This is a genomic window from Synechococcus sp. SYN20 (genome assembly GCF_014279555.1).
Classification (GTDB): domain Bacteria; phylum Cyanobacteriota; class Cyanobacteriia; order PCC-6307; family Cyanobiaceae; genus Synechococcus_C.
In genome coordinates, this window is record NZ_CP047959.1 from 1,498,609 (window position 1) to 1,517,913 (window position 19,305).

A 19,305-nucleotide genomic window follows, 5' to 3' on the forward strand; every position below is an offset into this window, starting at 1 on the left:
TGCACTTCAGCATGAGTCATGCATTCATGATGAGTAACTGATAGGCTTCATTGACTTTGCGAAATGAATCGGGTGAACCGCCTAGATCTGGATGATGTTGTTTAACTAAGCGCCTATAAGACTTTTTAATAGAGTCTTGAGATGCCCCATGCTTGAGACCTAAAACTCGGTGTGCTTCGATGATTGATAACTCCGTAGATTTATTTCCTTCACCGTAGGACTGGTAGTTGCGATCTGAAGCTCGCTGATCAGACCTTGTTCTGCGACTTTTTTGTGAGCTCCTTTGTCTATTTTTTAATTCAAAGACAACCCGTTGTGGGTCTTCGTCAAGCCATTCACGAGACCTAATTCCATACAGAGCAAATGCTGCAAGTACTGCGCATCGCTTTTTTGTGACCGGCTTAAGCATGGCAGCAATTAAATCGGTACCCAGCCCAGGCATCAGCCGATCCAATCGTTGTTGAAGATTGAGATGAGGGTGAAAACTGGCCCGATTCAATGCATCGATTAGATGCTCAAGTTCGCTGAGACGAAGGGCATTCCATCCCTGCTGCTTTGCAAGAGCTTCTCCCCAACGTTCAACCTGTTCAGAAGAAACGGATGGTGCTGTGTCTCCTTGCTCTTGTCGACGCGGATTTGAGCGCTGTTGTTGTTTTGACTGGGATTGTGTCCACTGACGCTGACGGAGCACATCAAGCTGCCTTTTCAGCTGCAGAACCTGTCTACGCAGACTGTCATTTTCAGCCAAAAGGGCGTCAACGTTGCTTGTAACCGTCTGACGACGATGCGGTTCTGCCGCTGACGACCATCGCCGAGGATCAAACCCCATTAGCAGCCAAAACAACGCACGGCATGCTCAGCCATCCTGCTCAGATCACCATAGGGAGAACAGTCAGACTCTCACAGAGGTTGTTCACGTCGAGCATCTGACCAAACTGTCTGTGAAGCGACCATCCTTTCAAAACCGACGATTCAGCTGACTTGAGTCCCATCCATAAAATGAATACGATCAGCAAATCGTTCACCATTAAATAGATTTATCATTCTCCATGAATATTATTCTCCTCAAAACGCAAGACTTTCTTAGTGATTCAAATACAGCCCTCATTCGTGATTATCGATTAACGCATATCTTAAAGGTCTTAAATCCAACTATTGGACAATCATTAAAAGTAGGCCTACTGGGCGGTGATTGCGGTCATGGCATCATTGAGTCTATTGATTCACAAGTTGTACGACTTAAGGTTGTTCTAAACCAATCAGCCCCTCCAAGCCATCAATTTGACATTGTCCTTGCTTTACCACGTCCCAAGATGTTACGAAGAATTTTACGTACGATTGCAGAATATGGTGTTAAGAATTTACACTTGATCAACAGCGCAAGAGTAGAGAAGAGTTACTGGCAAAGCCCTCTTTTGCAACCAGAAAAAATTCAGGAGTCACTCGTTGCAGGCATGGAACGCTCCAAAGATACACTGATGACGAATGTACAATTTTATCCACGGTTCCGCCCTTTTGTAGAAGATCAATTACCCCATCTCTGCGGATCTCGTAGCTGCTGGATTACAGACATGGGTGCAGAAAATTCAGCAATTGATCTTAATATTGCCTCAAAACCCTCTGTCGTCATGATTGGACCTGAAGGTGGATTCGTACCCTTTGAAGTTGATCTGGCAACGGCAAGGATTGCATCCCCAATACATCTAGGCACAAGAGTTCTTAGTGTTGATACGGCAGTCACCACAGTATTAGCTCAGGCATTGCCAAGTATTTAATATCAACGATCCATCAATGATTCAAAGAAGAAAAGGAAAAAAGGCGCATGAATTAGGATGATCTTGTATTGAGGTGGATGCTGCTGCTTAGCAACATTGCGAGTAGAAAACCAAGGAATTGAACCATCACGACTGAAGGACCTGAAGGTAAATTTGTTAAGCCCGAGAAAAGGAGACCTAGCAATGCACATCCACCACCAATAGCAGAAGAAATCATCACATACACTGGAAAACTTCGACTCAATAAACGGCCAGCACAAGCGGGAATCACAACAAAGGCTGAAATGAGCAACACACCTACAGCCTTGATTGATATGGCAACCACAACAGCCAAAAGGATGACAAATGCCAAACCATGCCAACGTGTACGTACTCCCATCGCGCCCGCCAAATCCTGATTCAGTGTGAGCAATACTTGAGCCCGCATACTGAGGCCTAGATAGATCACACTTGCAACAAGAAAGGCTGCAATCACAACGATATCGAGTGGACTAATACCGAGGATGTCTCCAAACAACAACTGTTGAATACCTCCGCGGTACGTCTTCACGCGACTCAGCACCAAAATCGCTACGGCCAGTGAGCTTGAATAAACAATGTTAAGCAACGCATCGGTGGGAAGAGCACTGCGTTCAACCAACTGACTCACAAGCAGTGCAAAGAGCACGGCAAAAGGAATCAATACAAGCGTGGGATTCACGCCAAGCAGAATGCCTAGAGTGATTCCCAATAGAGATGAATGGCCTAAAGCATCGCTGAAGAACGACAGCTGACGAAGTACGGCAAAGCTGCCGAGTACTCCGCCAAGGGCACCTGTGAGCATCCCTCCAAGCAACGCCCTTTGCATGAACGGCTCAGACAGAAGGCTCCAAAATTGAGATTCAACCATGGGGCTGATGCACCATATTGAGGCCGTAAAGCTCTCCTAACCGCTCCTCACTGAGGGTTGCTTGCGGAGTGCCACTGCAGCGAAGACTCCGGTTCAGGCAAAGAACCTGATCACTGCTGCGTCGAACCATCTCTAAGTCGTGCGAGACCTGCAAAACAGTCCAACCCTCCTCACGGCGTAGGTCGAGCAATTGCTGCTGAAACTGCTCATTGGAATGAACATCAAGACCGGCTTGCGCTTCATCGAGCACGAGCAAGCGTCGTGGACGAACAAGGCAAAAGGCCAGCAGAACACGTTTCAGCTGACCACCCGACAATTCCGTCAGCAAGCGTTTGCGTAGATCACAGGTTTGAGTTCTATCCAAGGCTCTCAAGACAGCTGCTGTTCTTTGCTTACCCGACCTCCACGGCAGGCTTGGTCCTGGCATGTCAAACCCAAAGCCCACAAACTCAGCAACACTGAGCGGAATCAACCCTTGAATCACAAGGTTTTGAGGTACATAAGCGATCTGAGCCCGCACAGAACGCGGCAAACAACCATTGGCAGCTATGGGCTGACCCAGCAGCTCAACACGCCCAGAGGCATGGGGAAGCAGCCCAAGCAAAGCAGCGACAAGCGTGCTCTTTCCTGCTCCATTGGGACCGACAAGGGCCGTGTCGCTTTCAGCAGGGAGAGAAAAGGAAACCCCCTCTACTGCCAAACGCCCTCGGCGTTCGACGCTTAGATCATGAACCTGGAGGATTGCCTCTTTCACACTCATCCTTAGCTTCCGAAGGACTGGATAAGGGAGACCACGTTCTTGTCCATCACCTTGAAGTAAGTATCGGGCTGTTTAGAAGCTTGTTCTGAACCTGTTTCCAGCGGATCAAACGTCACGACCTTGACACCAAGATCTAAAGCCAACGCATTAAAAGAACGGTCACCTTCCTGGGGTTCACTCAGAAGGGCCTTGAGTTGTGACTGCTGTACCTTTTTGGACACGCGTTGGAGATCCTCTGGTGTGGGGTTCATCTCGGGAACATCAACGACAAAATCCGCTTTGAGACCATAACGCTCTGCGAAATAGGGAGCAAAGTCATGGAAAGCGATGAACGTCTGACCCCGGAAAGGCTTGAGCTGGGTTGCAATCGTTGTATTCAAACCCTTCAGCTGAGAAGCGTATGCAGCCGCCCTTTTTGTGTACCCATCGGCGCAATCTGGATCAGCTTTCACAAGGCCATCACGGATATTTTCGACCTGTTGAACCGCACGGAGTGGGTCCAGCCAAATGTGAGGGTTGACCTCGCCATACTCCTGGTCCCCCTGCTTAGCTTCATCCTGATCGTCGTCTGACCTGATCACAGCCACTCCACGACTTGTATCGACAACTTGAAGCGAGTTATTGTTTGCTGAGGTAATTAATTTGTCTAGAAAGTATTCCATCCCTAGTCCATTTTTTACCAAGACCGAGGCATTACTTAGGGCTGAGATGTCGGCAGGCGTAGCCTGAAAATCGTGGGGGCCAAGATTTGGTGGAATCAATGACGTGACAGTGGCGCATTCACCGGCGACCGCTTCCGTGAACAGAGTGATAGGTAAAAACGTTGTTACAACGTTGAGTTTTGATTGATCACTATTGCGATCTGTTTTTTGTGAGTTACTACAGGAAACGAGCAACATCATAAGCAGCAATGCTCAAGGAACAGAGAAGATTGATTTAGAACGCAAGAAAGAAAACATAGAAATAAAGAAAATTTGGCTTTAGATTAAAGCAATTTAGAAGTTGAAAGTTGTTTTTATCAATCCACCAAGTTGACTAAACGTATTATCGTTTCCATCAAGATCAGTATTTTTACCCTCTGGACGGCTCAAATAAAAGAATGCAGGGGTAACACTAATGTTGTCAGTGACCTGGAATTGATACCACCATTCCCATACATAATTACCATCAGCTGGAGTTGAATCACCTTTCAGACTAGTTGCAAAAATAGGTTGGCCTACAGCCATACCTGCATTGTTGCCTTTCAGGAAGACGTCTGCCCATTCCAGACCAAGATTCCATGACTGACTGGCCGTGACATCTCCAGCATTCTTAGCGTAAACAGAGTTATAGCCATAACCTGCTGAGGCAGATGGTATCCAACCACTGTCTTGTGGTTGCCAGGAGCCGCCAATACCCCAAGCATTCATATAAGAGTTACTACCAGAAAAGTAGTTTTCTGCAGCAAATGGAGTGCCAAAACCACCGGCTAATTCAGATGGACTTTGAACACCTGACCAAATTACGGCGATGTTCCAGCTTTCTGATTCATAGGCAATTTGTATAGTTCCTGAAGCTTCGGAAAATGCAGTTCCTATACCACCAGCATTGGGGTCTGAACTTGAAACTTGAGCAGCAACATAGTTTGCAGAGACGCTGAAACCGTTGTCAGCTGACCAACTAACACCAGCTCCTGCTCCAAGGTTTTTGTTATAGGCAGCTGGAGCACCATTCAGTGTTGTCACATCCAAGATTGCATCGCTTGGATAAGCACTAGGCCATACGGCAAGCATATCTTCCTGACCAACACGGGCACCGAGAGTGAAGGTAAGTGAGTTGGCAACAGGAAATTGATAAAAAAGCTTGTCAATTCCTAAATTATTTCCACCATTTTCTTGAAATGCTGTTTCTAAAGTTGATAATGCATTAGGACTGCCTCCGAAAGCAAAATTACCGTCAAAATTACCTGTCCTTAAGACTGTAAGCAGCAAATCTTTTCCCGTGAAACTAGTTTCAAGACTTAATTGAAGGTCGTAATTGAAAGCAGTAGCGCCAAAATCTCTATTGGCTGCATCTGCTTTTGATTTGGTTCCAGAAAAGTTATTGGCACCAACAACAAACGTTGCTAATCCAGAAAGCTTGGTGGTGGTGGAGAACTGAGTGGCTTCCAGTTCGCCAACGCGGGCTTCAAGTCCGTCAACACGGCCCTTGAGGATGGCGAGTTCATTTTCGAACTCTTTCATCAGGCGCTTGAGCTCGTCGGTCACTTCAGTGACGCGGTCGAGACAAGCGTTCAAAAGAGCAGCCGCTTCAAAGCGGGTCATTGCACGGTTGCCGCGGTAGGTGCCGTTGGGGTAACCAGCCACACAGCCGTAGCGCTCGATCAGGTTGCTCAGTGCCTGATAAGCCCAGTCGGTTGGGTAAACGTCTGAAAACTGAGTGATGCTGGTGACTTGTTCGAGGCTGCTGGCAACAGAGTGCACCGTGTTTTCGGGCATATCATTGATACTGAGATCAATAACACTGGATGCTTTGCTCTTCAGATTAGCTGTCGAAAAGACAATACTCAAAGTTGCAGGCACAATGAATATTTTACGAATTAAATTCATGGCTATTTTAATGTTTGTATAATAAGTCCTCTTTTTCATCAAGAAGGAAGAGGTCGTGAATGTTTTTCTCTATTGATCAGCGTATTAGTCGATCAGTACGACCCAGGCAAAGGCAATTCCGATACCCATCCAGATCCCAGCACCGAGACGACGCCCTTGCTCTCCAAGGTGAGTGATCACGGTTTGCGATAAAGAGCAGACAAGGGCTAATAAAACACCTTGTCCTATAAGCAAACCTAAGAAGTAGGTGATGAGAGGAGTGGGCTCCGCTCCGACAATAGTGCTGCCAAGCAAAAAGCCATGCAGACCAAAGAGCGGCAAAAGCCAGGCAGCTGGAGCGATTGAAAGCGCAATCAGGCCCTCAACCACAAGGCTTAACGACACGAGGGCTTCAGCCCAGGGTGCAACTACATCAGGTAAGGGGATGAACTGAGAAATCAGGCTTCCACCTAAGCCGATGGCCAGCAATGGAATAATCCAGGCGCTCGGACGTTTAAGACCAATGAATGCGATGGCCAGCAAAAAGAGAAAATGGTCTGGCCCAAGAAGTGGGTGGCCAATGCCACTCACAAGACCCGACCATCCGGTGAGCTGGGTGCTGTCACCCATGCCAAACGGGTGGTGAGCAAAAGCTGGACTTCCCAGCAAAAGGAGAGGAATAATTCCTAGGGCAGCCGTTTTGAACGGCCCCAAGAAGGCCTGTTTCGAAAGAGTCAATTGTCGATCCTCGTCGGTTGTAGATCTGGCGGGCGTTCTGACTGACGTCTCCCGAAGAGACGCTTCACAGCTGCGGGACAGCGACGGAATCACACCGTTGTTTCCCCGTTTCCTTCTCAGGCTGACCCCTGAGAAACCAGTAGAGGAACTTTAGCTCAGTTCTTACAAAATGAGAATCATTTTCATATTCTCGTTCCTCGGCATTTCGTCCCAGTCAGGCACTACGGATGCAGCCGATTGATATTGAGAGGCAACATCCACCCAGAGCATTAGCGATTGACTAAGGAGGAAGACCTTGCCATGATTCGCTGCCGTTGCCGGATCGAACATCGCACCTCCTAGTCATCCACGACCGCCTGTTCAATCCATTGATTGCACTTGAAACGCTGCGGCCCTGATGCTCGGGGCACAAAGAGCAATCACGTTGAATGAACTTCCATCAAAAGGCAACATCTAAATCAACCGACCACAGCTCTTACAAATGCATTAACCATGTTAATTGTGCAAACTAATTGATTAGGATTGAGTCAACATCGACCTCTTTCAACATTATATACACAACAAGCCTTTAATCAAACCATGAACTATGCCTGGCTTATTCATTTCTCGAAACGAAAGCAGCTATAGTTGAATGAATAAACACAATCCTTTTGAAGGATCATGAAGACGAAACCAATGACAAGAGTTAACCTCTAATCAGTTTCAACACTGAACCTCTAAACACTTCATGCAACATCATGAAAAAGGCATATGAACATTGACGAGTTCCAGCGAGATCTGTCCAAGCGGATTGGAAAGCGAGTCACCGAAATCTTGACAAGTGATGGCAAGGCCGTAAAGGATTTAACCGATCTCTTTCAACCATCACCAGCCGGTTTTGCTGGACAACTCATTGATGTTGATGGATCTCGGCACTCTTGGGTGTTGTGGCAAGAGGCAGGTGAAATGTGGAACTTTCAATCAACATTCATCTCATAATCATTGATGTCAGTATTTGGTTTAATGACTGAAAGCAAAAGGAAAAGCCTTAAAGATGTGCTGATCCTGCTCAAAGTGGCGGCTGGATTTTGTCTTTGCATCCCACTTAGCGCTTTGCCTAGTGGTGCTGAGACCCCATTAACGTGCAGCGGCCTTGACCTTGTGTCATTAAATAGGGTTTCACCAAGACCACTGTTTGAAATTCGCTATGCCAGTTCTAATAATTTTCTAGGACAAACCCTTTATCCCAAGGTTGATCCACAATTACGATGTCCCGTGGCCTTGGCACTACAAAACGTCCAACAAGATCTTGCCAAGGAAGGACTTGGATTAAAAATTTGGGATGCTCATCGTCCACTTGCTGTTCAGCAGCTGATGTGGGATGCAATCCAAGACCCTCGCTACGTTTCAGATCCCTCAGTCAATGCTGGACGTCATACCCGAGGCGCTTCAGTGGATGTAACACTCATCAATCAGCAGGGGAATCCGTTGCGAATGCCAACGGATTACGACGATTTTTCGAAGTCCGCCCATGTGGATGCTGATGGCGTCGCTGACCGCGCCGCCAATGCTCAAAAACTACGCAGGGCAATGGAGCGCAGAGGATTTCGTTCCTTTGCCACTGAATGGTGGCATTTCGACTGGCACAACTGGAAATCCCTTCCGGTCATCGCACCCTCATGATTCCGAACCAAACTGTTGTCTGATTCAGAGGGCTCTTTGTCCACCTTTCTTGTTACAGGCGCAAACAGGGGCATCGGTCTTGAATTCTGCCGTCAGTTACAGGCTCGTCATGACCAGGTGATTGCTGTATGTCGCCAAGCGTCTCCAGAGCTTGAGGCCATCGGTGTGGAGATTCAGTCCGGCATCGAACTGAGCAGTGAAGCCTCTATCTCCGCCTTAGTTCAGAACTTACGGAGTCGGTCGTTGGATAGCGTCATCCTCAATGCTGGGATTTTGCAATCCATGGATCTCGAGACCCTTGATAGCGAAGGGATCAAACGTCAATTTGAAGTGAATGCCCTAGCCCCGTTGTTGTTGGCGCAATCGCTAGTGGAACTGATGCCAAGAGGCGCAAAGCTGGCCCTGATCACTAGTCGAATGGGCTCGATTGATGACAACACATCAGGTGGCTCTTATGGATATCGGATGTCAAAAGTAGCGCTGAATATGGCTGGTCGATCACTATCGATCGATCTGAAGCCACGCGGAATTGCGGTAGCCATCCTCCACCCAGGGCTTGTCAGTACGCGCATGATCAACTTCAATCCAAAAGGAATCAGCCCAGAAAAAGCGGTGATAGGGCTCCTGGCACGAATTGATGAGCTAGAACTCGATGCCAGCGGGACCTTTTGGCATTCCAGCGGACAACAGCTTCCCTGGTGAATTAATACTTCAACGTGATGAATCAATTCTCAACAGCTGATTTAAATCCGAAAATTGAAATCCTTAATTTTATCAATGGAGTAAATATGTTGAACTCTTCATTACCGTTAGCAGGGTTCATGTTGCTGTTTCGGAGACGATTACAAATTATCTAAAAAATACTCCTACATATGTAAGCCTAGATATACATTATGGATATTTCCAGTGAAATAAGAAAGTACTAAGAACTTGGATGCATGTAGAGCTATTTCAACCTAGCTCTACAACTTAGACGATCAACTACAAAACAACTGCCTAAACAGGAGTAGGAAGGAGCATGGAAGGTGAGCTCAGCCTGAATCCCTCTAACTTAATTTTTTCATTACTCACTTTGGCATTCATCGCCCGAGCTCCTGGGCTATTTTCATTGGCCCAAATCACAGGAGGCAATCCATCAATATCACATATTTCATTTGACAATTCGCGCCTACTGAGCTGCATATCGTCAACAAGGTTGTAAGTTCCCACAAGCTGATTATTAAAAGCAAAACTCACACCGTTGGTGATGTCGAAAATGCCACTCCAAGCAGGAACATCACTACCATTTTTTGGTATCTGTTCACCAGCTGCCTGTTTAATCATCGAAACCATATCCCTACCGGGGCCATAAATACCTCCTAAACGCATCACGCAGATTTTTGTATCAGGACGATCAATGGTGAGCAATACATTTTCTGCTTCCACCAACATCGCATTGACAGGGTTTGCAGAGTCGACAGATGAATCTTCAGTTACCATCTCGCCACGATGATCTCCATACACACCAGCAGAGCTGATGTAGGTCACATGGAGAGGCTGGATGGACTGACGACAGCGCAAAGCGCGGGCAAGGTTTCGAATCCCGCTAGAAAAAACCGATTGATATCCATCACCATTTTGCGTAGGTGCCACGCTGATCAGCAAACCCTGCTGCTCTTCAAGGAATGAAAAATCGCAGTTTGGGTCAGCGAGATCAAGGCTGATCGGTTCATTGACAACGTTGCGCAACTCCGCAAACCGTTGAGAGGTGCGGGTTGTACCAATGACGTAATGGCCTTGACTTTTCATGTTTGCCGCCACGAAGCTACCGACGTAGCCACAGCCAATAACGGAGTAGGAACACATCTGGCAACGATTGAGTCAACCCATTTTTACAAGTCTTTACCCGTCAAGCGTGAGTCGATCGATACCGTATCGATGACGAGTGAGGCATGTACAGGTGCTTCAGCAAGAATCGATCCGCGCTGGTTGATTCCCATAACCTCAGGCAAAGCACTTCCATCGGACGATTCTTAGCGGTCTTAGGACACCAACGCCTCAATCCCGAGAAGCCAAAAGCCCAACTCAAAAGCGTCTCCGGGCCATATTCTTCCTAGCTTGTCCAAACAAAAAATGGGCGATCGATGATCTGGGGTACAGCTCTCAATAACCGAGATCGTCAACCGGAAGTCATGGATCAGCCTGGCCTCGATCCAAAAGAGCATGCAAAAGCACTCATGGGCTTACGACGCATCAATGCGATCAGCCGTTGTTCTGCCGCTCTATTTCGTGCTATCGAGGCCCTTGCGATCACGCAACCAGAACAACCACTTCGCATTTTAGAGCTTGCCTGTGGAGGAGGTGATACAGCTATCGACCTTGCCCTGATGGCTCAACGAAAGGGGTTGGCAATCGAAATTCATGCCTGTGATCTAAACCCTGAGGCCGTTGAGATTTCACGCTCGAATGCGAAGAGGAGAAAAGCAGACATCACTGTCTTTACTGCCGATGCATTAACAAAACCCAAAGACCACAGCACCTTTGACGTGGTGTATTGCACGCTATTTGCACATCATTTGGATGAGGTTGACGTGGTTCGTCTTTTAGAAGTGATGGCATTGCGATCTCGGAAACTCGTGCTCGTGGATGATTTAATTCGTAGCCGGATTGGCTTTGCACTGGCCTGGATGGGAACCCGTCTCTTAAGCCGTTCCTGGGTGGTTCATACCGATGGTCCTCTCTCTGTACGCGGCGCCTTTCAACCCGATGAAATGATGAGCATTGCCAAGCAAGCAGGCATGAAAAATGCACAGATCAAATGCTCATGGCCAGAGCGATACCTGTTGACCTGGGCCCATTCCTGAGATGGACGTGTTGTGGGATGTCCTGATCATTGGAGCTGGACCAGCTGGTGGTCTTGCTGCTCTGGATTGTGCAAAGCAAGGATTGCGCGTCATGCTTGTTGAGCAACGTTCGTTTCCCCGCTGGAAAGTCTGTGGATGCTGTTTTAACAACCAAGCTCAAGCGATTTTGAGTTCTAGAGGTGAAACCACCTTGTTTGCAGATTGCGGCGGACAAAGACTGGACAGCTTGCGTCTTGGACTGCGCGGTCGTGAAGCATCGTTGGCATTACCGAATGGCTATGTCCTTTCTCGAGAACTATTCGATCAAGCCCTGATCAACGCAGCAATCAAAGCTGGAGCGTCAGCTCGCTTTCAGATGACTGCGCAAGTGGAAGAGGCGCGCCCGAACTACAGATGTGTGCGCCTTAAAGATCATCAAAGTGGGACTACTAGCCATGTCAACGCGCGCGTTGTGCTGGTCGCCGCAGGCCTATCTCAGCGTTGTCTTCCCCAAAACGAAGCAGGGCAAAGCAGGATTCGCAAGCAATCCAGACACGGTGCCGGATGCGTCGTGGATGATGACACCGATCACTACCCCAGTGGAGCCATTCACATGGCCATTGGAAATCAGGGCTATGTGGGATTGGTTCGCAGGGAAGACGGATTGCTGAATCTTGCGGGGGCCTTTGATCGAGATGCACTCTCCCAAGGTCAAGGCGCCGTGGATGCAGCACAAAATGTTTTGAATCAGGCAGGATTTCCAGTGCCACCGGCACTCCAACAAGGGCAACGCTGGCAACTCACTCCTGCTCTCAGCCGCACTTCCAATGTGGTGGCAGGGGATCGCTTTCTTGTGATGGGCGATGCCGCGGGATATGTCGAGCCTTTCACTGGTGAAGGGATGGCCTGGGCCTTAACGGCAGGTGCTGCTGCAGCACCATTCGTACTGGAAGGCCTGGAACGGTGGACTGAAGACTTGGAAATGCGCTGGAAGGCAACGCTTCAGGTGCATATCGGCAGGAGACAAACAGTCTGTAGAGCCTTGTCCTCAGTCTTAAAACGTCCGGCCTCCACAACAGTTTTATTTGAACTTGTGAAACGTTGGCCCTCTATAGCTGAATCAATCGTCTCCAGCCTGAACGAAGAAAAGCTGCCATCGCCCAAAGGTGAGCCATGCCATTAATGTTTCGTGGTCTAGGAACCGCAGTACCCGATCAGAGCGTCAATCAAACAGAGTCCACAACACTGTCTGAATGGGTGAGTGCAGATCGTCCCGAACGCGCCTCGCTCGTACGCCGCATTCAGAGACGCTCGCAAGTCCAAACCAGAGGCAGTGTTTTATTAACTGGCGATGCAACCCAGACGATCCATCAACGTTTGCCGTTTTATGGGGTTAATAGCCCAAGGACAGCAGAACGAATGGAAGCGTATCGCCTAAACGCTTCCTTGATGGCACTCAAAGCATGCAAACGTGCACTCGCAGATTCACAACTCTCTGCTGGTGTAATTACACATCTAATCACGATCAGCTGTACAGGGTTTCATGCTCCTGGCGTTGATTTTGATCTCATCGATCAACTTCAGTTGTCTCCCAATGTCCAACGCACACATATTGGATTTATGGGGTGTCATGCGGCATTGAATGGTTTACGCGTTGCCCGCGCCTTTGTAGAAGCTGATCCAAAAGCTGTTGTTCTCCTATGCGCTGTGGAATTGTGCAGTGTTCATTTGCAATACGGCTGGAATCCTGAACATGTCGTGGCCAATACTTTATTTGCAGATGGTGCTGCTGCTTTGGTCGCTACTCATGCTGAGACATCCAACCCGAAATCAACGTCAGGAAAGGTAACCCTGCAGGCCTCTGGATCCACAGTGATTCCAAAGACCCATGATTTAATGCATTGGCAAATTGGCGATCACGGATTCTCCATGGGCTTATCCCCCAAAGTGCCCGAAGCGATTTCCACGTCATTGCAACCATGGCTTAACGAGTGGCTTCATTCCAGTGGAACGGATCTCAACAGCATCCAACATTGGGCCATTCACCCTGGAGGGCCAAGGATTCTTCAAGCATGTGCTGATTCATTGTCACTTAGTGACGATCAACTTGCTAGCTCAAGAGAGATTCTGAGTCAGCATGGAAATATGTCGTCAGCAACAATATTGTTTGTTCTTGACCAGATGCGACAACACGATTGTCATGGACCATGCGTTGCGCTTGCGTTTGGTCCAGGCTTATGCGCGGAAGTTGCATTGATCACCCTATAAAATCATTAGAAGGATCTGCATAGTCACACCTTTTAATGATCACGATTCCAGCGTAAGGCTACAGCTTATTATCATTGGCGTGTTGTTGAGCAGATAGAGATGAAACGGTTTTATGTAGGAGTTGTGATGGCGCTATTTTTTGCCATCCTGCCTCTTTCGGTGGAGGCACAGCAAACAGCAGTTGCTGTGGAGTCATCACTGAATTCTGAGTCTCTTCCTGACATTGCCATTTATCGCTCTGAGAGCTGTGGGTGCTGCACAAAATGGGGAGAACACGTAGAAACAGCAGGCTTCAGGATCCAAGACAAAGTGGTCGAGAATATGGAGACTTTCAAACAAGCTAATGGCATTACCCCGGAGTTGTCGTCTTGCCACACAGCGGTTGTTGATGGCTATGTCGTAGAGGGCCACGTTCCGGCAGCATCCATCAAAAAAATGTTGCAGGAGCGACCAGATATTAGAGGCCTAGCAGCACCTGGAATGCCCATGGGATCTCCAGGAATGGAAACAGCAGGTGTTCAAGCTGAAGGTTTTGATGTGCTTGCCATTGCACACGACGGCACAACCACTGTCTTTGATCAGATTAGACCTAAATAAGGTTTTTACTACAAAGACTGGCTTAGCCTAGCTCGTGTCACTGGGATACACTATATTCATAATGCTTTTACGATTCAAAATTCTTTAACTCTAACCATCATGGATCAATGGATAGTGCACTAGCTAGAACTACACGCGCCATGTAGAGATTTGAAAGCATCATTTAAACGAGAATTGTTATTACCTAACTCAATAAACCAAGAGCTTGCGCATGATGCTCAAGGTGGCGATCAATCACGCTGGCTATAAAAAAGTAGCTGTGGTCGTACCCCTCATGAATGAATAACGCCATTGGTTGATGGTGATTTTCAGCGGCAAGACTCAAATCATCTGGACGCAGCTGTTCTTGCAAGAAGGGATCGGCTGAACCCAGATCCACCAACAGCTGATCCTCGCGGTGATAACCGTCTTCTAACAAAGCAACGGCATCCCACTGTCGCCATCGCAGTTGAGCTTCAGGAGTGGTGCCAAAGAAGTAACCAAAGGCTTTTTGGCCCCAGGGACATTGGCTAGGATGGGAGATCGGAGCCACGGCCGACACCGATCGATAGCGGTCTGGATGACGCAAACCGAGAACCAAGGCACCATGACCGCCCATCGAATGGCCGGATAATCCAAGACGCTGAACATCAAGAGGCAATGCAGAGCAAAGCCGTGATGGCAATTCTTCCAGCACAAAGCTATGCATCCGGTAGTGCCTAGACCAGGGCTCCTGCTCAGCATCAACGTAAAAGCCTGCGCCAAAGCCAAAATCCCATTGACCTGCGGGATCTGTGGGGACGTGGTCGCCTCTTGGGCTGGTATCTGGAGTAATCAGAGCTAGTCCAAGTTCTGCAGCACGCCGTTGGGCTCCCGCTTTCTGAACAAAATTCTCGTCACTACAGGTAAGGCCAGATAGCCAAATCAATGCAGGCACAGGTTGCGCAGGAGTGGCGAGAGCACTCGGGGGCATAAACACTCCTACGGTGCTGCTGCCTTTCAACTGTTCAGATTCGATGCGGTAGCGGCGTTGTTCACCGTTAAAGCAACGATGACTACTGATCAATTCCATTCCTCAACAGCCTCCTTAAAAGTGCACAACCGTGCGAATGCTTTCGCCGGCATGCATCAACGCGAAAGCCCGGTTGATGTCCTTCAATTCAATCGTGTGCGTGATGAAGCGATCAAGCGGAATCTCCCCCGCTTGATAGCGCTCTACGTAGCCCGGCAATTGGCTGCGTCCGCGCACTCCCCCAAAAGCAGACCCTCTCCACACTCTGCCTGTGACCAGTTGAAACGGTCGGGTGCTGATCTCTTGTCCAGCTCCCGCAACACCAATGATGGTGGATTCACCCCACCCTTTATGGCATGACTCAAGAGCGGCACGCATGACATCCACATTGCCAATGCACTCAAAGGAGTAGTCGACTCCTCCATCGGTGAGGTCAATCAGCACCTCTTGGATGGGAGCTGCATGATCGCGAGGATTGATACATTCCGTGGCCCCCAGTTGTTGGGCGATGGCGAACTTCGCAGGGTTCAGGTCGATCCCAATAATCCGCTCGGCTCCAGCCTGGACCGCACCAATAATCACCGCTAATCCAATGCCACCAAGGCCAAAGACGGCCACGCTGCTGCCAGGTTCCACCTTGGCGGTGTTGTGGACGGCTCCAATTCCCGTCGTCACACCACAGCCAAGCAAGCAAACCTTGTCCAACGGCGCATCAGAGTTGATTTTGGCAACTGCAATCTCAGGCAGAACGGTGTACTCGGAAAATGTCGACGTACCCATGTAGTGATGAATCATCAAATCATCACGAGAAAAACGACTACTGCCATCAGGCATCACCCCCTTTCCCTGGGTCGAACGAATCGCCTGGCATAGGTTCGTCTTACCGGACAGACAAAAGCGACATCGCCCACATTCAGGTGTGTACAAAGGGATCACATGGTCGCCGACCGCCACTGAGGTCACGCCTTCGCCAATCTCCTCCACAACAGCTCCGCCTTCATGCCCCAAAACGGCAGGGAATAAACCCTCAGGATCTGAGCCAGACAGGGTGTAAGCATCGGTATGACAAACCCCTGTCGCCACAACACGAAGGAGGACTTCTCCAGCACGGGGTGGAGCGACATCGATCTCGGTGACATCCAAGGGCTCGCCTGGAGCCCAAGCGACCGCAGCTCTGGAGCGAATCATGAGCGAGGGAGAATCGAGTCTTTGTGCATCATCGCTCTGAGGAACAGCAAAACAGTCGAGAGCTTGCGATTCGGAACAGATGCTGAAAAACTCTTAAGCTCATCTCCAGCTTCACTCAACTGACGCTGATGCCAAAGCCCATGGATCAAACGTTGTTATACGTATGGATCAAGGCCCAAATCTTAGGCAGAAGCATTAGACGAACGGATCAAGTTCCTCTCTCTATTAAACATAAACAAGCCGAATGAAAACGCAAAAGAGATGCCAAAAGTGGCAACAAAGTAAAGATACCAATACTTCATTTTCAGTCTCAATGCCTCGGCAATGATGAATGCAAAAGCAGCAATCAAAACAAGAGTCAAATCAGCAGCAATAAAACCGGCGGAAGCGTTAGTCCAGACGCCCTGAGAAAATAGGTCGACAATCTCCAGCGGATCAGTCAGGCCTAGAGATTCAGTTTCTTGGATAAACTGATAGATGCAATACCAAGGCCAGACAATCCCTCCGAAGGCTGTGGCGGCATAAATGGTCAGGCGCAGCTTTGCCATAACGAAAAAGAGGTAAACCCTAATATCTCACACGAAAAGCAGGGCATAAGTACAAACGCTACAGAATGGCCTAGCAATAATCCAACAACCATTCAGGACTTTCAGCATTGAGATCCGTTTGTGAATATCAATCAAAATCCAGACAATTCCGAGAAGCAAAAACGAAGTTAGAGATACTTAAAAAATTGCTACCTAGCATCCATTAAAAGCACTTTTAGAAATCCCGAAAACAAAAAGGAATATGGTGAATCGACACTCAACCAAAGGTGGAATCCCTGGGAACCGGTACAACATTGAATCGGTAGGAATCTCTAGGGATTCGAATAGGAACAAGTGTGTATGGAATCGACTCAGCCTGGTCTGAATCAGCCTCCCAATGCTGAATCGTTTGCATCCAATGCACCAAAAAAACTCTCACACTGAGCTCAGCCAATGGCAAGCCAGGACAACCATGTTTACCAATCCCTCCTGGGAACCAACCTTCCTTGGGGAGCCGAAGGGCACTCCCTGCAAAAGGGCATCCAGTCCCTTGTTTGAGGTTGCTGTTGAAATCAAAGTCACTCATCCACCGTTCAGGCGCAAACGACTGAGGCTCTGGAAACAATGCAGACATTGCGTTTCCGATTCGCGGGTCAGCCGTCACAACGGTTCCCGCTGGGATGCGGTATCCAGAAACCTCAATGTCTTCAGAGGTAATCCGGAAACCGCCTCCAGCCGGGGGTAGTAATCGAAGTGATTCACGCAGTACACCTTGTACGAAGGGAAGGTCCCATGCAGCGAGATGAGCTGGTGTATCTGGAGACTCCAGATTGTGATTCCTTGCCTCCTCGAGGACCTGATCTCTCACATCAAGACGATGTTTGGTTTGGATTAAACAACTAGCCATCAAGGAGGCAACTTCGATATAGGCCCCCCACACCATCAAAACGGTGGCGGTCGCAATGCGTTCATCACTCCACGGCTGTCCATGTTCATCGAGATTGTCAGTAAAAATCCGGAAGCAAGCTCCATCCAATTCGCCGCGTCGATATTTGCCCAAGCGCACTTGCATGCTCTGCTGAAGCGCAGCTAGTGCCTTCTCTCCCTTCCGAAACGAAGGAAGCTGCTTGCTAAGACTCAGAAGTGCATCGTTGTAAGAGATAAAAGCTTCGATCTCATCCTTCGTTAACGATTCACCAGCAAAGAGTTCTGAATAGAGATTGAGACAAAGATGCTTCGCATCGAGCGCGATACACGTACTCCCGTGTTGAGCAATGCTTGATGTGAACTGCACCATGCAGCGATTGATCAGTGGTAAGTAAGACTCAAGATTGGTTGGACTGAAGAGAGCGGAATAGCCACGTCGCGTGGACCGATGTTTCTCACCAGCCTGATTTAAAGCACCGTCTGCTGTGTGTAAGGCGGTAAAGGCGGCTGGTAACGCGCTTTCACTAATGCTGCGCTCAAGGCGGATGAACTGCTCAACCGCATCTGGACCACCAACAACAGCCGTAGGACGAAAAAAGAGGGTTGTGCCGAAAACTGGTCCAAACTGTTGGTGGCGTTCTGCGATGAAACCGTCAGGATCCCGCAGGTAAGCGATGGATTCGCGCAACCCCATGAGCGGACCCGTTCTGCAAGGAAGAGGACGCAAGCTATTGGTGGTGCTCATTGGCGTCAATGACTGACCAGAGAATCATCAGTAGCAGATCATTAGGAGCTGGGTGAGCTGAGGGATGGGTCCAGCATCAACTTGATCGGAGCTGTGAGCGCCTGAAAGTTGTGATCGGTGAGGTTGGTATCGCCCAACTCCAGGTTGTAAAACAGGGCAGAGGGCTCGTGAAAAAAGGGCCCAGCATGCCAGGTGCCCTGATGGAGCTTCACAGCTTCGCCCGGGTGGACGTAAACCAATTGCACAGATGCAGCACAAAGCTCCTCGGGAAGCAGCTCTGGAGCAGCGACAGCCAACCACCAAGGCTGGGCGTCAGCAGAACCTAAACACTGCGTAGCCCGCTGATGGCGGGTCATGCTTGCCAGAACCGCCGGCCGATGGCGAAGGCGCATCACGTAGTAGCGCAGGTCAGCTCCCTCAAATTTGAGATGGGCATCAACGTCGCTATGGGGCGTCATGTCATCCACGGGAATAATCGCAGTGCCAAACCGCTCAAACCTGCAGTTCTGCAAGGGAAAGGAGGTCAGTGTCGCTGCAGTCATGACGCAATGATCTCTTGGTATCAGCTCTAGCTCATCGCGTCACGATGTTGATGCTTACGATCCGCCAACTGAAAAGAGCTGTAGTCAGCTCAACAGAAGAAAAACAAAAAATTAACTGATCAAAAAATCTAATAGAGCCTTGCGAAAAGGCTGTTCACGAGGAGAGATCTGATCTGTCATGAAACAGAAACTTTTGCAAGCTTTTTAGAAGTGACACTACATAAATTGCCCATAAGAAACCTCGTGTGGGCCACAAGATCCAAGGCGTGATCGCAAAGTCGGCAGCTCTAAAGGATTTGTCAGACAT

19 protein-coding genes and 1 riboswitch are annotated in these 19,305 nt (G+C 48.8%); of the genes, 7 read left to right on the forward strand and 12 right to left on the reverse strand.

Annotated features, from left to right (window positions below):
• Positions 1–16 precede the first annotated feature (16 nt).
• Positions 17–829, reverse strand: a complete 813-nt coding sequence (locus tag SynSYN20_RS07795; RefSeq protein ID WP_186522769.1) for a J domain-containing protein — start codon at positions 827–829, stop codon at positions 17–19.
• 220 nt (positions 830–1,049) lie between these two features.
• Between SynSYN20_RS07795 and SynSYN20_RS07800 the strand changes: the two genes are divergently transcribed.
• Positions 1,050–1,775 carry a 16S rRNA (uracil(1498)-N(3))-methyltransferase gene (locus SynSYN20_RS07800; protein WP_186522770.1) on the forward strand — a complete coding sequence of 242 codons (726 nt, stop codon included), beginning with the start codon at positions 1,050–1,052 and terminating at the stop codon, positions 1,773–1,775.
• Positions 1,776–1,827: 52 nt separating this feature from the next.
• Here SynSYN20_RS07800 and SynSYN20_RS07805 read toward each other — a convergent pair whose 3' ends face one another.
• From SynSYN20_RS07805 to SynSYN20_RS07825, 5 genes are all read right to left on the reverse strand, one after another.
• Complete coding sequence (locus SynSYN20_RS07805) at positions 1,828–2,664, reverse strand: metal ABC transporter permease (protein ID WP_186522771.1); 837 nt, start codon at positions 2,662–2,664, stop codon at positions 1,828–1,830.
• Positions 2,657–3,424: a metal ABC transporter ATP-binding protein gene (locus tag SynSYN20_RS07810; RefSeq protein ID WP_186522772.1), complete on the reverse strand. Its 768-nt coding sequence runs from the start codon at positions 3,422–3,424 to the stop codon at positions 2,657–2,659. The genes SynSYN20_RS07805 and SynSYN20_RS07810 overlap by 8 nt, the downstream gene beginning before the upstream one ends.
• A 2-nt stretch (positions 3,425–3,426) precedes the next feature.
• Positions 3,427–4,323: a metal ABC transporter solute-binding protein, Zn/Mn family gene (locus tag SynSYN20_RS07815; protein WP_255476201.1), complete on the reverse strand. Its 897-nt coding sequence runs from the start codon at positions 4,321–4,323 to the stop codon at positions 3,427–3,429.
• Positions 4,324–4,419: 96 nt separating this feature from the next.
• Complete coding sequence (locus SynSYN20_RS07820; protein WP_186525522.1) at positions 4,420–6,012, reverse strand: iron uptake porin; 1,593 nt, start codon at positions 6,010–6,012, stop codon at positions 4,420–4,422.
• An 84-nt stretch (positions 6,013–6,096) separates the two neighbouring features.
• Positions 6,097–6,621: a HupE/UreJ family protein gene (locus tag SynSYN20_RS07825; RefSeq protein WP_370586729.1), complete on the reverse strand. Its 525-nt coding sequence runs from the start codon at positions 6,619–6,621 to the stop codon at positions 6,097–6,099.
• A gap of 117 nt (positions 6,622–6,738) precedes the next feature.
• Positions 6,739–6,885, reverse strand: a riboswitch (cobalamin riboswitch).
• An 846-nt stretch (positions 6,886–7,731) separates the two neighbouring features.
• Between SynSYN20_RS07825 and SynSYN20_RS07830 the strand changes: the two genes are divergently transcribed.
• Together SynSYN20_RS07830 and SynSYN20_RS07835 are read left to right on the forward strand one after the other, a co-directional pair.
• A complete protein-coding gene (locus SynSYN20_RS07830; RefSeq protein WP_255476202.1) occupies positions 7,732–8,391 on the forward strand; it encodes a M15 family metallopeptidase in 660 nt (219 codons plus the stop codon).
• A 36-nt stretch (positions 8,392–8,427) separates the two neighbouring features.
• Positions 8,428–9,093 carry an SDR family oxidoreductase gene (locus tag SynSYN20_RS07835; protein WP_186525523.1) on the forward strand — a complete coding sequence of 222 codons (666 nt, stop codon included), beginning with the start codon at positions 8,428–8,430 and terminating at the stop codon, positions 9,091–9,093.
• 294 nt (positions 9,094–9,387) lie between these two features.
• On the opposite strand, the gene SynSYN20_RS07840 is transcribed toward SynSYN20_RS07835, so the two are convergent.
• On the reverse strand, positions 9,388–10,236 hold the full coding sequence (locus SynSYN20_RS07840; protein ID WP_186522777.1) for an NAD-dependent epimerase/dehydratase family protein: 849 nt from the start codon (positions 10,234–10,236) through the stop codon (positions 9,388–9,390).
• 278 nt (positions 10,237–10,514) lie between these two features.
• Between SynSYN20_RS07840 and SynSYN20_RS07845 the strand changes: the two genes are divergently transcribed.
• From SynSYN20_RS07845 to SynSYN20_RS07860, 4 genes are all read left to right on the forward strand, one after another.
• Positions 10,515–11,234, forward strand: a complete 720-nt coding sequence (locus tag SynSYN20_RS07845; RefSeq protein ID WP_186522779.1) for a class I SAM-dependent methyltransferase — start codon at positions 10,515–10,517, stop codon at positions 11,232–11,234.
• 1 nt (position 11,235) lies between these two features.
• Positions 11,236–12,396, forward strand: coding sequence for an NAD(P)/FAD-dependent oxidoreductase (locus SynSYN20_RS07850; RefSeq protein ID WP_186522781.1), 1,161 nt, complete (start codon positions 11,236–11,238; stop codon positions 12,394–12,396).
• The gene (locus SynSYN20_RS07855) at positions 12,387–13,481 is read left to right on the forward strand and encodes a type III polyketide synthase (RefSeq protein ID WP_186522783.1); all 1,095 of its coding nucleotides are present in this window, start codon (positions 12,387–12,389) and stop codon (positions 13,479–13,481) included. The genes SynSYN20_RS07850 and SynSYN20_RS07855 overlap by 10 nt, the downstream gene beginning before the upstream one ends.
• Positions 13,482–13,580: 99 nt before the next feature.
• On the forward strand, positions 13,581–14,078 hold the full coding sequence (locus SynSYN20_RS07860) for a DUF411 domain-containing protein (protein ID WP_186522785.1): 498 nt from the start codon (positions 13,581–13,583) through the stop codon (positions 14,076–14,078).
• Between the two features lie 184 nt (positions 14,079–14,262).
• On the opposite strand, the gene fghA is transcribed toward SynSYN20_RS07860, so the two are convergent.
• From fghA to SynSYN20_RS07885, 5 genes are all read right to left on the reverse strand, one after another.
• Entirely contained in the window at positions 14,263–15,129 is an 867-nt protein-coding gene (fghA, locus tag SynSYN20_RS07865) for an S-formylglutathione hydrolase (RefSeq protein ID WP_186522787.1), read from the reverse strand.
• A 15-nt stretch (positions 15,130–15,144) separates the two neighbouring features.
• Positions 15,145–16,257, reverse strand: a complete 1,113-nt coding sequence (locus SynSYN20_RS07870) for an S-(hydroxymethyl)glutathione dehydrogenase/class III alcohol dehydrogenase (protein ID WP_186522788.1) — start codon at positions 16,255–16,257, stop codon at positions 15,145–15,147.
• A 182-nt stretch (positions 16,258–16,439) separates the two neighbouring features.
• Complete coding sequence (locus tag SynSYN20_RS07875) at positions 16,440–16,805, reverse strand: DUF2834 domain-containing protein (protein ID WP_186522789.1); 366 nt, start codon at positions 16,803–16,805, stop codon at positions 16,440–16,442.
• 256 nt (positions 16,806–17,061) lie between these two features.
• Positions 17,062–18,456: a cytochrome P450 gene (locus tag SynSYN20_RS07880; protein WP_186522791.1), complete on the reverse strand. Its 1,395-nt coding sequence runs from the start codon at positions 18,454–18,456 to the stop codon at positions 17,062–17,064.
• A gap of 41 nt (positions 18,457–18,497) precedes the next feature.
• Positions 18,498–18,998, reverse strand: coding sequence for an ureidoglycolate lyase (locus tag SynSYN20_RS07885; protein ID WP_186522792.1), 501 nt, complete (start codon positions 18,996–18,998; stop codon positions 18,498–18,500).
• Positions 18,999–19,305: the final 307 nt, after the last annotated feature.

Excerpts from the sequence above, each read along its gene's own strand:
- SynSYN20_RS07795 (WP_186522769.1), bottom strand. The coding sequence starts at position 829 with ATGGGGTTTGATCCTCGGCGATGGTCGTCAGCGGCAGAACCGCATCGT.
- SynSYN20_RS07800 (WP_186522770.1), top strand. The coding sequence starts at position 1,050 with ATGAATATTATTCTCCTCAAAACGCAAGACTTTCTTAGTGATTCAAAT.
- SynSYN20_RS07805 (WP_186522771.1), bottom strand. The coding sequence starts at position 2,664 with ATGGTTGAATCTCAATTTTGGAGCCTTCTGTCTGAGCCGTTCATGCAA.
- SynSYN20_RS07810 (WP_186522772.1), bottom strand. The coding sequence starts at position 3,424 with ATGAGTGTGAAAGAGGCAATCCTCCAGGTTCATGATCTAAGCGTCGAA.
- SynSYN20_RS07815 (WP_255476201.1), bottom strand. The coding sequence starts at position 4,323 with ATGTTGCTCGTTTCCTGTAGTAACTCACAAAAAACAGATCGCAATAGT.
- SynSYN20_RS07820 (WP_186525522.1), bottom strand. The coding sequence starts at position 6,012 with ATGAATTTAATTCGTAAAATATTCATTGTGCCTGCAACTTTGAGTATT.
- SynSYN20_RS07825 (WP_370586729.1), bottom strand. The coding sequence starts at position 6,621 with ATGGGTGACAGCACCCAGCTCACCGGATGGTCGGGTCTTGTGAGTGGC.
- SynSYN20_RS07830 (WP_255476202.1), top strand. The coding sequence starts at position 7,732 with ATGACTGAAAGCAAAAGGAAAAGCCTTAAAGATGTGCTGATCCTGCTC.
- SynSYN20_RS07840 (WP_186522777.1), bottom strand. The coding sequence starts at position 10,236 with ATGTGTTCCTACTCCGTTATTGGCTGTGGCTACGTCGGTAGCTTCGTG.
- SynSYN20_RS07845 (WP_186522779.1), top strand. The coding sequence starts at position 10,515 with ATGATCTGGGGTACAGCTCTCAATAACCGAGATCGTCAACCGGAAGTC.
- SynSYN20_RS07850 (WP_186522781.1), top strand. The coding sequence starts at position 11,236 with ATGGACGTGTTGTGGGATGTCCTGATCATTGGAGCTGGACCAGCTGGT.
- SynSYN20_RS07855 (WP_186522783.1), top strand. The coding sequence starts at position 12,387 with ATGCCATTAATGTTTCGTGGTCTAGGAACCGCAGTACCCGATCAGAGC.
- SynSYN20_RS07860 (WP_186522785.1), top strand. The coding sequence starts at position 13,581 with ATGAAACGGTTTTATGTAGGAGTTGTGATGGCGCTATTTTTTGCCATC.
- fghA (WP_186522787.1), bottom strand. The coding sequence starts at position 15,129 with ATGGAATTGATCAGTAGTCATCGTTGCTTTAACGGTGAACAACGCCGC.
- SynSYN20_RS07870 (WP_186522788.1), bottom strand. The coding sequence starts at position 16,257 with ATGATTCGCTCCAGAGCTGCGGTCGCTTGGGCTCCAGGCGAGCCCTTG.
- SynSYN20_RS07875 (WP_186522789.1), bottom strand. The coding sequence starts at position 16,805 with ATGGCAAAGCTGCGCCTGACCATTTATGCCGCCACAGCCTTCGGAGGG.
- SynSYN20_RS07880 (WP_186522791.1), bottom strand. The coding sequence starts at position 18,456 with ATGAGCACCACCAATAGCTTGCGTCCTCTTCCTTGCAGAACGGGTCCG.
- SynSYN20_RS07885 (WP_186522792.1), bottom strand. The coding sequence starts at position 18,998 with ATGACTGCAGCGACACTGACCTCCTTTCCCTTGCAGAACTGCAGGTTT.